The sequence below is a fragment of the Shewanella chilikensis genome, assembly GCF_037953065.1.
GTDB classification, from domain to species: Bacteria; Pseudomonadota; Gammaproteobacteria; order Enterobacterales; family Shewanellaceae; genus Shewanella; species Shewanella chilikensis.
On the sequence record NZ_CP149966.1, the window covers coordinates 3,248,052 to 3,261,819 of the forward strand.

At 47.6% G+C, this 13,768-nt stretch carries 12 protein-coding genes and 2 pseudogenes; 12 read left to right on the top strand and 2 right to left on the bottom strand.

Going from position 1 to position 13,768, the window contains the following annotated elements:
* The first annotated feature begins 174 nt into the window (after positions 1-174).
* From WKR14_RS14685 to WKR14_RS14735, 10 genes and pseudogenes are all read left to right on the top strand, one after another.
* Positions 175-795, top strand: coding sequence for a glutathione S-transferase family protein (locus WKR14_RS14685; RefSeq protein ID WP_215793763.1), 621 nt, complete (start codon positions 175-177; stop codon positions 793-795).
* A 27-nt stretch (positions 796-822) separates the two neighbouring features.
* A complete protein-coding gene (locus tag WKR14_RS14690; protein WP_339086659.1) occupies positions 823-1,494 on the top strand; it encodes a glutathione S-transferase family protein in 672 nt (223 codons plus the stop codon).
* 146 nt (positions 1,495-1,640) lie between these two features.
* Positions 1,641-2,957, top strand: coding sequence for an RsmB/NOP family class I SAM-dependent RNA methyltransferase (locus WKR14_RS14695; RefSeq protein WP_339086661.1), 1,317 nt, complete (start codon positions 1,641-1,643; stop codon positions 2,955-2,957).
* Between the two features lie 150 nt (positions 2,958-3,107).
* Complete coding sequence (locus WKR14_RS14700) at positions 3,108-3,269, top strand: small highly charged protein (RefSeq protein ID WP_219160858.1); 162 nt, start codon at positions 3,108-3,110, stop codon at positions 3,267-3,269.
* A gap of 2,553 nt (positions 3,270-5,822) precedes the next feature.
* A complete protein-coding gene (locus tag WKR14_RS14705) occupies positions 5,823-7,211 on the top strand; it encodes a HEPN domain-containing protein (RefSeq protein WP_142727591.1) in 1,389 nt (462 codons plus the stop codon).
* A gap of 137 nt (positions 7,212-7,348) precedes the next feature.
* The gene (locus tag WKR14_RS14710; RefSeq protein WP_144128692.1) at positions 7,349-7,705 is read left to right on the top strand and encodes a 4-fold beta flower protein; all 357 of its coding nucleotides are present in this window, start codon (positions 7,349-7,351) and stop codon (positions 7,703-7,705) included.
* Between the two features lie 251 nt (positions 7,706-7,956).
* Positions 7,957-8,145, top strand: a pseudogene (locus tag WKR14_RS14720) (transposase); the annotation flags it as partial.
* Positions 8,146-8,511: 366 nt separating this feature from the next.
* A complete protein-coding gene (locus WKR14_RS14725) occupies positions 8,512-9,807 on the top strand; it encodes a hypothetical protein (RefSeq protein WP_107005637.1) in 1,296 nt (431 codons plus the stop codon).
* Positions 9,808-9,992: 185 nt separating this feature from the next.
* Positions 9,993-10,133 (top strand): annotated as a pseudogene (locus WKR14_RS14730) (transposase); the annotation flags it as partial.
* Positions 10,134-10,537: 404 nt separating this feature from the next.
* Complete coding sequence (locus tag WKR14_RS14735) at positions 10,538-11,035, top strand: hypothetical protein (protein ID WP_025887940.1); 498 nt, start codon at positions 10,538-10,540, stop codon at positions 11,033-11,035.
* Between the two features lie 264 nt (positions 11,036-11,299).
* Here WKR14_RS14735 and glnB read toward each other — a convergent pair whose 3' ends face one another.
* On the bottom strand, positions 11,300-11,638 hold the full coding sequence (gene glnB / locus WKR14_RS14740) for a nitrogen regulatory protein P-II (RefSeq protein ID WP_025009956.1): 339 nt from the start codon (positions 11,636-11,638) through the stop codon (positions 11,300-11,302).
* A 344-nt stretch (positions 11,639-11,982) separates the two neighbouring features.
* Here glnB and WKR14_RS14745 point away from each other — a divergent pair, with 344 nt between their 5' ends.
* Both WKR14_RS14745 and WKR14_RS14750 read left to right on the top strand, forming a co-directional pair.
* Positions 11,983-12,504, top strand: a complete 522-nt coding sequence (locus WKR14_RS14745) for a GspH/FimT family pseudopilin (protein ID WP_165565411.1) — start codon at positions 11,983-11,985, stop codon at positions 12,502-12,504.
* 104 nt (positions 12,505-12,608) lie between these two features.
* Positions 12,609-13,118 (top strand): GspH/FimT family pseudopilin, encoded by a 510-nt coding sequence (locus WKR14_RS14750; RefSeq protein WP_165565412.1) that lies wholly within the window; start codon positions 12,609-12,611, stop codon positions 13,116-13,118.
* 64 nt (positions 13,119-13,182) lie between these two features.
* Here WKR14_RS14750 and WKR14_RS14755 read toward each other — a convergent pair whose 3' ends face one another.
* Complete coding sequence (locus tag WKR14_RS14755) at positions 13,183-13,644, bottom strand: GNAT family N-acetyltransferase (protein WP_224866226.1); 462 nt, start codon at positions 13,642-13,644, stop codon at positions 13,183-13,185.
* Positions 13,645-13,768: the final 124 nt, after the last annotated feature.

Below are 13,768 nucleotides of genomic sequence, written 5' to 3' on the forward strand. Positions count from 1 at the left end.
CCCAAGCGTTTCCAGCGAATGACGTGCTGTATATTTAGTCAAATTAATTCTTGACTGATCGTTCTGATATCCCCTAAAGTCTAACCTAAACGATCGTTCCGAAAAAGATTTGAATACATTTTCCTGACAGCCAAGCCAGGGGCAAAACGGCCCAAGACAGATGGAGAAAGATAGATGAAGCTGTATGAACTCGGACCTACCCCAAGTGCCCGCAGAGTCAGTATTTTCATGGCGGAGAAAGGCATAGATATCGAGCGGGTACACGTCGATCTTCGCGGCGGAGAAAATCTCTCGGCCGAATTCAAGGCCAAGAGTCTCAATGGCCGCATTCCGCTGCTGGAGCTGGATGATGGCAGTTATCTGTGCGAATCTGTGGCCATCTGCCGTTATCTCGACGAGTTGTTCCCTACCGAACTCAAGCTCTTTGGTAGCACGCCGCTGGAGCGAGCAAAGGTGGAGATGTGGCAGCGCATCGTTGAACTGCAGGGGTTGTTACCTGCCTTTCAGGCATTTCGCAATATCAGCGGCATCTACAGCGACCGGGAAACCTGCATTCAAGCCTGGGGCGAAGAATCCCGCAAGCGCCTGGAATCTTTCCTGCCTCTGCTGGAGCAGCGCCTGAGTGAATCCCCCTATCTGGCCGGTGACAACTACTCCATTGCCGATATTACCGCCTATATCTTATTGGGATTCATCAAAAATCTGCAGATTTCACTGCAACCTTTCCCTGTGCTCCAAAACTGGTATGAGCAAACCGGACAACGCCCGGCAATGAGCCAGCCAAAACAAGGATAAAAGCAAGGATAAATCAAGGAGACACACATGATTGAACTCTATACCGCCGCAACCCCCAACGGCTTTAAAATCAGTATTGCCCTGGAAGAGATGGGCTTACCCTACCGGGTACACCATCTGGATCTCAGTGCCAATGAACAGAAACAACCCGAGTTTTTAGCCATCAATCCCAACGGCCGGATCCCGGCCATCATAGACAGGGATAACAATGATTTCGTGGTGTTTGAATCCGGTGCCATCCTGCTTTACTTGGCTGAAAAAACGGGGAAATTCTTACCTGTTGATGCCAAGAAGCGCTCCAAGGTCATCCAATGGCTGATGTTCCAGATGGGCGGCGTAGGCCCCATGATGGGACAAGCCAATGTGTTCTACCGCTATTTTCCGGATAAGATCCCGGCCGCGATAGAGCGTTATCAAAAAGAAGGCCGGCGCCTGTTTGAGGTGATGGATAATCAGTTGGCCAAACATGCCTATCTGGCCGGTGATGAGTACAGCATAGCCGATATGGCCACCTGGCCCTGGGTGCGGATCTATGACTGGAGCGGCATAGATATTCAAGGCCTGCCTCATCTGCAACGTTGGCTCGATACACTGGCCCTGCGCCCGGCCTGTCAAAAAGGCATAGTCACCCCTGAGTCCAGAGACCAGTTAAGCGATGAAGACAGGGCCAAACAGATAGCGCAAATGGTTACCCGCTAAGTCTGAGCAGTGTGGTAAGCATTAGCAAACAGTAGCAACCATTAGCAAACATTAGCAAACATTAGCAAACAAGGTGCCGGGGACAGGCCGCGGCACTTCTGCTAATATTGGCGCCATTGCTATCCACACTTGATGCAGAGAAACCTTTGACCGCGCCAAGCCCTTCACTGACTCCGGCCCAAAAACGTGCCGCCAGTTATGCCAACACCATAAACACACTGTTTACTGAAATTCTCGACAGTCGCCAGAGTGCCGATCGGGTGCTGGCGAACTATTTCCGCAGCAACAAGAAACACGGCTCCAAAGACAGAAGAGTCATTCGAGAGACCCTGTTTGCCTTGTTTCGTTGGTGGGGTTGGTTACAACAACTTGAAGCTACCGATGAGCAAAGCCTGTGGTTCCAGCGCCTGGCATTGGCGGCGGCAATAGAAGCCCACCCTTGGACGGACATTATCTGTGCCTGGCAGCAACGAGCCGGCAAGTCATTTGCCCTGCCTGAGCAGGCTCTGGCCCCCAAAGCCGCCGCCGAATTGGTATCCAAGGTCTCTGGCCGACATGTCTTGGTAAGAGACCTGGCGCCTGACTGGTTCTGGCAGGCCGTGGCGCCGCTGCCAGAGGCCCGGGAAGAGCTGCTGATAGACGCGCTTTGCAGCCGCCCGCCCATCTGGGCCAGGGTGCAAAATATGCCGCTGTCCAAAGCCCTGGCCGAGCTCAGAAGCGCAAGAGTCGATGCAAGCGCCGCTCCCGTCTTCAATGATGCCATCAGCCTTGGCAGCAAGAGTATCAATCTCAATGAAATCAAACTCTACAAAGAAGGGTTTATTGAGGTGCAGGATCTGGCCTCCCAGGTCATAGGCCAGGTTTGCGCCCCAAAAGCCGGCGAAAACTGGTGGGACGCATGCTCCGGCGCCGGTGGCAAGAGCCTGCAACTCAGCTCGCTGATGCAGCAAGATAACGCCGCCAAAGGCGTTTTGGGCACTATTACCGCCTCGGATATCCGCCCGGCAGCGCTCAATGAACTGGAAAAACGCGCCAAACGCGCCGGTTTCAACATCAAGGTCGCGCCTTGGCGCAGCGATGCCCTGCCGGTTGCCAGAGAAGCCTTCGACGGCGTGCTGGTCGATGCCCCCTGCAGCTGCACCGGCACCTGGCGCCGAAATCCGGACATGCGCTGGTTGGATGACAGCCAGGCCATCAGCGATAAACCCGCGCTGCAGCTCGACATACTCAGCCGCGCCTGCGATGCGGTCAAGCCTGGTGGCACTTTGGTTTACGCCACCTGCTCACTGGCGGACAGCGAAAACCGCCAGGTGGTCGATGCCTTCCTGGCCAAGCGGCCCGAGTTTACTCTGGAAACGCTCAGCCACCCATTCAATGGTGAACAGACGCAGTATTTGACGATTTGGCCCTTTGAAGCCAATGCCGATGGGATGTTTGTTGTTCGTTTTCGTAAACAAGGCTAGCAAGAGTCAGGTTAATGCCCGAAGGGAATCGGGGACAGACATGCAATAATTTTTACCTTGAGACGCTAAATTTCTCACTTTAGCTTGACCGGCGCTTTAGGTAAAAAGGAGCGGTGCAACCTATATGCACTGTGTTATTGGAAATGGACCATGTCAAACCACTATGATTTCGACGACAATGATACTCCATGGGGAGATCATGTCAGAGGCAAGCAAAAGAACAAACGGGTCAAACAACGCCGCCGGGACAGCAAGAGACGTTATCCGGACGAATATATGGAGCCTGAGTTCCTCAGAGATAAATGGAAATAATCTTGGCTTAATCTCAAGAAAACAAATCAAAAACAAAGGGGCTGAAGGTGCGAATAAGGAAGCTGCGAATAAGCCCCATTTGTGCTCTGCGTCGACTCACCTGTCTAGGCTACGCCAATTTGCAACAACGCCAGCGGCGGCTCCGAAGGGGGTATTGGTGCAATTCTGTTAGCACTGGGTAACTTGAAACATCTGCAGTGTCCGCAGACATACACCTCATTTCCAGGCACAGGCGAAACTGTGACCATCGAAAACAGGGACGTTTTCGTCGAGGCTACATGGACGTATTCACGCCGTGTCACAGGATCGCCTGTGCGAAAGCCTGCGGCAGGCAATGAGAGACGTCCGTCGCTGGAAGCCCAATCAATGTTATTTGGCTATTTTGAGCTGAAAGCTATGCTAGGCCGCTGTGCCAGCGGCCTAAAGTCGTGGAGCAAGTGCATCCATGCACAAGGGCCAGTTCGCCATCCCTGGCTCTCGCTCGTAAGCATGTCGCTATGCGACACTCGCCACCCCACACCCGAGGAAAGGGGGCTGTATCGACTCGCCCCCTTTCCAAACCCCCAGCGACCCGCGACGCAGCGGACAACCCCTTGTGCTTATGATGCCAATTCGCTACCGCGCCAGACGCTCATCCCTGATTCGACTGGCGCTGCTTCGGCATCCATGCCTCGCTACGCGATTGTCATCAACGCCCTGCGGCCGCTTCGAGCGGGGGTCGGTGCAATTCTGCAATCATAGCGTTACTTGAAATTGCTTATATATCCACAGACATACACCTAATTATCAGGCACAGGCGGAACTGTGACCTTCCGAGGCATGGATGCCGAGGCTGAGCTTACAGGGACGTACTCGCAGCGAGTCACAGGAGCGCCTGTGCGAAAGGCGCACCGCAGGTGATTGGCGGCTGCTTAGCCAGAAGCTAAGACCTAGTTTATTGATGAGTTTTGACTTAAAGCCATGATAGCCGCTGTGCCAGCGGCCTAAAGTCGTGGAGTTCCACACCACACCGGGCAAGGACACCCCGACGTAGCCGAAATCCCCGCTGGCTTATGAAACAAATTGGCTACACTCAGGACTCGCATCCGTGCTCGACCTTCGAGCCTCGACATCCCTGTCTCGGCTACGCCAATTTGCAACAACGCCAGCGGCGGCTCCGAAGGGGGAATTGGTGCAATTCTGTTAGCGCTGAGTAGTTTGAAATATTTGATAGATCTGCAGATATACGCCTAATTCCAGGCACAGGCGGAACTGTGACCTTCCGAGCCAGGGATGGCGAGGCAGAGCTTACAGGGACGTACTCGCAGCGAGTCACAGGATCGCCTGTGCGAAAGGACCGTTCTCGGACGTCCTGTCCTTCTCGGCATTCGGGCTTCCTGCCCATCCGCACCGCAGGTGATGGGTTACAACTTAGCTAGCCGCTAGGAGCAAGTTCATTAGTAAGTTTTGGCTTAAAGCCATGCTAGCCGCTGTGCCAGCGGCCTAAAGTCGTGGTGTTCCACACCACACCGGGCAAGGGGCTTTGCTTGTCCAAAGCCCCTTGCATCCCCAAGGACACCCCGACGTAGCCGAAAACCCCGCTGGCTTATGAAACAAATTGGCTACACTCAGGACTCGCATCCGTGCTCGACCTTCGAGCCTCGACATCCCTGTCTCGGCTACGCCAATTTGCAACAACGCCAGCGGCGGCTCCGAAGGGGGAATTGGTGCAATTCTGTTAGCCCTGAGTAGCTTGAAACCTCTGAAGTGTCCGCAGACATACACCTCATTTTCAGGCACAGGCGAAACTGTGACCTTCCGAGCCAGGGATGGCGAGGCAGAGCTTACAGGGATGTACTCGCAGCGAGTCACAGGATCGCCTGTGCGAAAGGCGCACCGCAGGTGATTGGCTACACCGTGGCCGGAAGCTCGGCCAGTACTAAGTGGGACTGTGACCGTTGAAAACAGGGAAGAATGCAAACACCCAGTCAATTCTGCTTCAAAAACAAACTAAATCAGGGTTTTGTTGCCTTTGTCAAAAACTTGACCTTTGGCTAATTGTTTTCAAATTCAGTACTGGGTATTGTATAACCAATTCAAGTACTTAGCTTTAGCACTTTCTTAAGCTTAAGGCCGAAAGCAACAACACTTTTCCGTATTAAGCGGAATTCAAGGACAAACGGAGCTTGCACCCGTGCGGTAGCTATTGCTTTACTCGACGTTTTTTGTTGAGCCTGGGTTGTACGGCTTAAAGCGCTTATGACAAGCACCTCAGAGCTGATTTTTATACAGTATTATTGACCTTCTGGGCAAAATGCCGGGAATTTGAAGCTAAGCTTGCGCGTTATTTCTGTAATATTTTAGAAAAAAACATTAAATTCATAAAGTTAAACAATACAGCTGGTAGATAATAGGTTTGGAAACCGAGCATGCGCGTTTAGCTGCAAGGGATATTAGGACTAAACTCTATTATATCCAGCTAATACAAACAGATAGCGATGCGCGTTTACACTCCTCCGAGGACTAAAACGCGCATGCGCACTATACAGCTGTTAGATTTCTCAAGAGGATCGCATGAGAATAGAAGATGAATATATTAAAACGGGTTATTTTTGGCTTCCTGAGAAAGATGACAAAAAGATTCCTGGGGTGTTAACTATTAAAAATGGGGGGAGTATTGAATTAGAAGTTGTTGGCCTCTTTGAAGACAGCATTAAGTCACTTAACAGTGATGATAATCTTGAAAGAATAATAGGACATATTGAAAAGGACGGTTTAGTAACTCTTGAGGACTGTTTTTACACCAACAAAAGCATGTCCTTTGGTGGCATAAGCAAATCAAAGATCTGTGTAAATAAAGTTTTGAGTGGTGTTGCCTATGAACAAAACGAAATTGTAACATTTAACTCATTGTCATTTTCTGTTGATTGCCTAGACGAATGGGTTGGTATTAGTGGTATCACCAACGAGCTTGACTGGAATAACAGAACGGCCACAATTAGCTATATTCCTCCTGAAAATATTACATATGTGTTAGATAACGGTATGAAGTTAGAGATTTGCTTTGCGTATACTCTACCAGGCTTTCCCTGTACTACTGAAGCTAAGATTACGCAACGAGTGTACTTTAAGCTCAGTTCTGAAGAGTTAAGGCCGTTGAGCGACTATACAGAAATAGCGTATAAACTAACAAATTTTATGTGTTTTGCTGTGGACGCGACAGTAACAATGAAAGATTTGTCAGCCACATCAAAAGAAATACAAAGAGACAGTGGTGATGGAAAAAAATACCCAGTACCGGTTAAGATTTATTACCCTAGTATTCCATTTGTGGAAAATGCGCCAGACAAAAGCTGGCACAGAATGTTATTTAATTACGGCACGATAAAAAGTAATGCTCAGGATGTGTTTAATAATTGGCTACGAGCATATGAGGTTATTGCACCAGCACTAAGCTTATATTTCTCGACAAAAAATGGGGCACAAAAATACCTTGATGGCAAATTTTTAGCTTTGGCACAAGGACTGGAAACTTACCATAGAAGAACAAGTGATGAAAAGCTTATGGATTCATCTGAATACGAGTCTCTTGTTTCGAAAATTAAAGAGAGTTGTCCAGAAGAGTATACCGAATGGCTGAGTGGTCGACTGATGCATGGTAATGAAATTAATTTAGGTAAAAGATTAAAAAGAATTATTGAGCCATTTAAGGAAAAGCTAGGTACTAGCAAGGAAAGAAATAAGCTTCTAAGAAAAATTGTAGATACAAGGAATTACCTTACTCACTATAGTGAAAGCTTAAAAGACAACGCTGCTGATGGGAAAGAGCTCTGGAATCTATGTCTAAAAATGGAAGTAATATTTCAGTTACATTTTATGAAAGTTGTTGGCTTCAATCATGATGAAATTGAAAGCGTTGTTAAAAATTGCTATCCGCTTAAGCAAAAGATTAATGAAATCTAACAAACGCCTTAAGAGGGACTGTCAACGCGTGGCGTTTCCAGTCCCAATGAGCCGCGGTGGTTACGGTTGTTGTGTTTGAGTTTAGTGTTATGCGTTGTCAGCCCCTTAGGCGGGCGTTAAGCATCAAGGAGAGTAACGTGTCAAATTGGATGTTTAGTAGAAACGGTCAAGCAACAATAATTTTTGATAATGATTGTTTCCGAAATAATCGTGGGCAAGTTGTGGCATGGATAAACGGAGATAATGTTTATTCTCTGCGTGGGCAACACATCGGCTGGTTTGAGGGCGGAGTTCTATATGATAACCGAAACCAAGCCTTGGGCTTTCTCCGAAATTCGACAGGTTATTTACCAAGCAGGCCGGGAATGGGCGGCACGCCGGGCACACCAGGTTTTGCAGGTAGGCCGGGGCGTCCTGGCCTTGCTGGCGTACCTGGCAAACCTGGGCGTGGTGGTTGGTCACAGCAAGAATTGGCAACGTACTTCAATGCTTAACAAGGTGGTCAAGTTCACTCCGCCCGCGAAAAGCGCGGGCTGCGCGGGACAGCCTACGCGGCGCTGGATGATCCCCTCATAATTCGGGCCTCCCAGAGGTGTTAACCAGTTTAAGAAATTCACCCCAAGCCCAGCGAAAATGCGATTCTTTGATTGAGTATTCCAGATGTCGTCTCACTTCTTTGCCGAGCCGGAGCACAGATAGCACGTTTCTGTCACGTATCGTCTTGGCTTGAAACTGACCTTTCCCCGAGATTAGTACCAAGCTACTGACGCGGTTGAATATCCCTCATGATAATTGGCCCAAGCTTACCACTGAGTTTGGAAGACTATTTCGTGGGCCGGTAGGCACCTTGCAAGAGCTCAGCTGTTACTGCGGACACTTGGAGAAGCGACGACGGCATTTTGCAACCGGTTGTCAGTACCTTCAAACGACCTGAACCCCATGCTATTTATCTCAACCACAGTTGTTGAAATCCCCCCCTGAAACATGGAAGGAAGGCTAGCACGGCTCAAATCTCGCATTTTTGCGTGAAATCGGTTCGATTTCATCAAACCTCTACAACTCACGGATATCTTTCGGCCTCAGCGTACTCAAATCCCCTAGCGGTGCTTGAACGCAGACAGAAAGAAGATTAAGTTATTGTTTTACAGTGGGTGGCTAGATAGTCCGCACGAGAATCTAACTCAGAAAGGCTTTAAAGTCACCGTCGCTGGAGTAGATAAAGAGGCTAAGCCGACCTCATAGCTGCATAACAAGGTGTTGTACGGCCAAACTGAATATGTGCCAATTTTAAGGAATGATTATGAATGAAGAAATAGAGAATCTTTGCGAATCTTTAGATTCATTGGCCGAAGCAGTGGTAAAGGGGTGGAATGACAAACGAAATTTAAATGAGGCTTTTGGATGGCATCATCCAGCTATAGATAGGATGGAATTGGCATACATGCCAAAGGCTTTGTCTCAAAAAATTCGAAACGCAAATCTTGAAGTTGATAATGATGAATTTCTTGAGGTCGTAGATGGTATTCCCGCTAAGCTAGAGCGATTGAAAAGTAGTACTTTACCTCAGTTTTTTACCGGAAATGGTTATCAGGCGATTCCTGCATATATTACGACGCTAAATTGGATATCTAGTGTAATTGAGCCGCACTTATCTTGGGTGATTTCAAATGATCCTAAAGCTATGCCTCCTGCAATTTCTCGGAGGATTAAAGGGCTTCAAGCAAAAGTTGACCAAATCGACATCGATCAAGAAAAGTTACTAAGCCAGATAAGATTAATCAACGAAGCTACAGAAACAGCAGAGTCTCTTCCTTCTGATTTAGAAGATTTAAAAATAGCTCGAAAAAAAGTAGATTCTATTGGTCAGGAGATTACAAAAACTTCAGCCAAAGTGTCTACTGCAAAAGAAGAGGCAGATAAGTTATTGGCCTCAGTTAGAGAAAACAAAATCGAGACTGATAAATTAGTAGAGAATTGCGAGGAAGCATACCGAATAACAACAAGCAAAGGCTTGGCTGGGGCTTTTGATCTACGGGCGAAGCAATTGGCTAGATCTATGTGGGTTTGGGTTTTTGGGTTGCTTTGTGCGCTAGGAGCTGCGTGGTATGTCGGTGCGCAGAGAATAGAAATACTTACAGGCTCATTATCCGATCCCGACCCCAAATGGGGAATGGTCTTAATGCATTTTCTTCTAGCTATAGTCAGTCTCGGTGCACCATTGTGGTTTGCTTGGCTTTCAACTAAACAAATCGGTCAGCGATTCAAGCTTGCTGAAGACTATGGTTTCAAAGCCTCAGTCGCAAAAGCATATGAAGGTTATAGAAAAGAAGCGGCTCGCATTGATGAAAAATTAGAAGCGAGGTTATTTGAATCAGCTTTGAGCCGAGTGGAGGAGGCACCTTTAAGATTCGTGGATGACCCGTCTCACGGAACTCCTTGGCATGAATTGGCCGACTCGAGTGACTTTAAAGAAGCTTTAAAAAACATACCTGAATTTCGGGATAAAGTCTTTAAGCTTGTCAATAGCACTATCAATCGAAGTAGACCTAGTAGTAAAGGTAAAGATGAAGAAGAAGCCGTACAACAAGTGCAGTAAAATAAACAAAATGCAAAACAAAAATGGACACCCAGCGTTAATGGCGCGGTAGTTAGCCTCCGACTGTGCTTTGTTTAAGCATTTAACAAGAAGGCTATTAAAAGAAAAAATGGACACCCAACGTTAATGGCGCGGAGGTTAGCCTCCGACTATGCTTTGTTTAAGCATTTAACAAGGAGGTTATTATGCCGCGCCCTCGCCGAACTCAAATCAGCCTTGAAGATACGCCTTACTACCATTGTTGCAGCCGCGTGGTGCGGCGTGCCTTTCTGTGTGGTGATGATGCCTACTCGGGCAAGAATTATGACCACCGCCGTGGTTGGGTGTGACCTTTCCCCTGAATTTGGAAGACTATTTCATGGGCCGGTAGGCACCTTGCAAGAGCTCAGCTGCTACTGCGAACACTTGGAGAAGCGACGACGGCATTTTGCAACCAGCTGTCAGTACTTTCAAACGGCCTGAACCCCACTCTATCTCAACCACAGTTGTTGAAATCCCCTGAAGCATGGGTTGGGCTAGCACGGCTCAAATCTCGCATTTTTGCGTGAAATAGGTTCGATTTCATCAAACCTCTGCAACTCATGGATATCTTTCTACCTCCGGGTGCTCAAATCCCCTACTGGTGCTTGAACGCAGACAGAAAGAAGATTAAGTTATTGTTTTACAGTGGGTGGCTTGATTTTTATGTGTGGATTTGAATCTGCCAACAAGTTAAGGAGATGTAGTGTAAATGAGTGATGATTTATATGAGGTTATATATTTCGACCAACATTTGATTCTTAAAAAAAGCTTATATGAACAAGTGCCTCATAGTGGATTAAATGTGGCTTTTAGTTCTAAGGAAGGTGTTATTCTTAGACCTCATATATATTTTCGCCCTATCAATATGACTGATACTTTTAATGAATATAAGTTCTCTGAACTAATATTTGAATGTTACGAAGGAATGGCCAATGTTGTTTCTCAATTAGTTGAAGAGAACGATGAGGAAGTCCACGTAATTACGCGTTATTTTATGAGGCACGACGATGAGAATGGTCGTTTATTGGGGGATAAATTCATATATAAAACGGAATATTACACTTTTGAATATCAAATTGAAAACTCTCTAGTACCTATCAAAAGTGCCTGTACTCCTTTGAACCCATTAGGTTTATCCTGTGAAGGTACGCTGGAGTGTTGGGTAGCAGAGATCACCTTGGATAAATATTTTTCTTTACTCCGATAATCGTGATTTTACACATAACAAACTGCTTAAATGGACGCAGGAACATTCGGTGGTTTTGGTTCTGAGTGTGATTGGCTTGTAGTGGTCAATTAACTTGACCACTACACTGTCAGCACAAGTCTGAGCTAGTGCAGGTAATATTCGACATCGAGAACGATTGGAGTGGGTCATTGTGTTTATTTGGCAACTAAACAATAACTCTCCAACCGTTTTCATTTTCAGTTCACGCTAACCTGCAATGAACCTCATTTTTTACGTTCGTTTTTATACCGCTTCTTCGTTTTCTTCACCGGTACGGATACGAATAATGCGTTCGATATCGGTCACAAAGATCTTGCCGTCGCCGATTTTACCGGTACGGGCGGTTTCGACAATCACATCCAGTGCCTGTTCCAGCAGATCATCCTGAATAACCAGCTCTATCTTCACCTTGGGCAGAAAGTCGACCATATACTCGGCACCACGGTACAACTCTGTATGTCCCTTCTGGCGGCCAAAACCTTTGACTTCCAGAACCGTCATACCGGTTATTCCTATCTCAGCCAACGCCTCACGGACATCGTCCAGTTTAAACGGCTTGATTATGGCTTCCACTTTCTTCATCAGGCACTCCTTTAGGGCTTGGAATTCTTTTGCGACTCATGACCATTCCCTCGGCAATTTGACCGGAGAAATAGCTCGCGACTTTGCTTGTTCGGATACAATCGCAATAGCTTATCACGACATACTGCGGGCAAGAAGTGATTGTCCGCTCAGATGAAAAAACCAAGGCCTATTCTTTGGTAGTAGCCATGTTCAACTCGGTGTACTTATTCATCCCTTAGGTAAGCAAGTGCAATATTTAGTGCAAACTCATCTAAAAGGACACCAGAGCCGAGCCACTGCCTGGACTAAACTAACACTAAGGTTCGCCGGATGCGGGCCGCCCAACGCTCAAGGATGAGATTATGCGTCATTTACCACTTGGTTTTTCGCTGCTAGAGGTCATGGTCGCCATGGTGCTGCTGGCAATACTGGCCTCAGTCGGGGCCCCATCACTCAAGTCGCTCTATGAAGGTTATCGCGCTCAAACCGGTATCAAACAAGTACAACAACTGCTGCAATTCGCCCGTAATCAAGCCATCAGTTATGGTGTCAGAGTCAGTGTCTGTGTGCTCAAGGATGGCCGCTGTGAAGCCGATGCCTGGCAGCAAGGGATTACGGTTTTCAGCGACCGCAACGGTAATCTGACCCTGGATGATGACGACAAGCTGCTGTTTCAAAGCGGCGTTTTTGATAGCAAAGACATACTCAAGTACAACCGAAAAGCGATACGCTTTCTGCCAGATGGACTGGCATCAGGAACCAATGGCACCTTCAAGTATTGTCCTGGTAAGGCTAATAGCCCCCACTCAAAAGCCTTGATAATCAATCAAGCCGGACGAGTTCGCCACTCTCAGGATAAAAACATCAGTTGTCAGGATGGTTGATGCTGGTGGAATTAACGACCACTGCACAGGATTTGCAAAGATTACTGTAATTAACAACTCATTCACTTATACTTAAGTGTATCTATTCACGTGAAGAGTTGACTATGGCTGTAGCACATTTTTCCAGTTCCAGAATCAGCGGCTTTACTCTGGTCGAACTCATGGTCACCATTGCTGTTGCCGCCATACTGCTGTCTGTGGGAGTTCCCTCACTCACTTCTTTATATGAAAGCTATCGCAGTAAGTCGGAAATAAGCCGAATTGAACAAGCCCTGTCCTTCGCTCGCAACCAGGCCATCAGCTATGGTATGGAGGTGAAAGTTTGTGGCTATCAGAGTGATACAGGTTGTGCCGCCAATTTTAATGATGGCCTCAAGGTCTATACCGAGGCCGGAAGTAGCGAAAAAATATTGCGGGTAGTGGAAGGCATCGACAGCAAGGATGCCATCGTGGGCAGCAATGTTGGCTTTCATGCCGATGGCCTCAGCAACACCACAGGCGAAGTGACCTTTATCTATTGCCCTTCCAAGCAAGCCAATGGCTCAAGAAGTGTGACGGTTTCCAGCTCAGGGATGATCAAATACGGCGCTGATGGCCTGGCCTGCCCAAATTAAATGACAGAGGTCATGCCGGTTTCAGTAGAGTGAATCTATGTCAGAGCCATGATCACAAGTCACTTTAATCTGATGGTGAAGTCAACAGGAAACCCACCTCACCTTCTTCAGTCAGCCCCAGAGACTGCCAACCAAGATGGCGATAAAAACCTTCGGCGCGAGTACCCGGTTCGGTGCTGAGTTGTAGCTTATGGCAGCCTCCGGCATGGAGCCAATCAACCGCTTGCTGTAACAAGGCCTTACCTATGCCCTTTCCTTCCGACTCCGGCGCGATAAAAAGCGCCCAAATTCTGGCATCATCACGATCGCTACAGACAAAACCCAATAGTTGTGTTTCATCCTCTGCAACCCAAGTGCGCCGCCGACCTGTCAAATAGCTGAGATAGCAAGCTTGAGTGATCCGCCCGGGATCCTGCAGGCGGTTTTCGCGCACATTCAATCTCAACGCCATTATGGCAGGAATATCGCTTAACCTGGCGGTGCGTATGCTTGGGTTCATCCATTGATAGTAATAAAAACTGTTCACCTGCTCAAATTAACGCCAACCCGGCGGTTATGTCCAGTCATCAATAAGTATTGTTGCCCAAAAGAAGTTTACTCCAGCCAAGCCATAGAAAGTGGAGAAGGCAACACAGTCAATCAGCAACCTA

Excerpts from the sequence above, each read along its gene's own strand:
- WKR14_RS14685 (WP_215793763.1), top strand. The coding sequence starts at position 175 with ATGAAGCTGTATGAACTCGGACCTACCCCAAGTGCCCGCAGAGTCAGT.
- WKR14_RS14690 (WP_339086659.1), top strand. The coding sequence starts at position 823 with ATGATTGAACTCTATACCGCCGCAACCCCCAACGGCTTTAAAATCAGT.
- WKR14_RS14700 (WP_219160858.1), top strand. The coding sequence starts at position 3,108 with ATGTCAAACCACTATGATTTCGACGACAATGATACTCCATGGGGAGAT.
- WKR14_RS14705 (WP_142727591.1), top strand. The coding sequence starts at position 5,823 with ATGAGAATAGAAGATGAATATATTAAAACGGGTTATTTTTGGCTTCCT.
- WKR14_RS14725 (WP_107005637.1), top strand. The coding sequence starts at position 8,512 with ATGAATGAAGAAATAGAGAATCTTTGCGAATCTTTAGATTCATTGGCC.
- WKR14_RS14735 (WP_025887940.1), top strand. The coding sequence starts at position 10,538 with ATGAGTGATGATTTATATGAGGTTATATATTTCGACCAACATTTGATT.
- glnB (WP_025009956.1), bottom strand. The coding sequence starts at position 11,638 with ATGAAGAAAGTGGAAGCCATAATCAAGCCGTTTAAACTGGACGATGTC.
- WKR14_RS14745 (WP_165565411.1), top strand. The coding sequence starts at position 11,983 with ATGCGTCATTTACCACTTGGTTTTTCGCTGCTAGAGGTCATGGTCGCC.
- WKR14_RS14750 (WP_165565412.1), top strand. The coding sequence starts at position 12,609 with ATGGCTGTAGCACATTTTTCCAGTTCCAGAATCAGCGGCTTTACTCTG.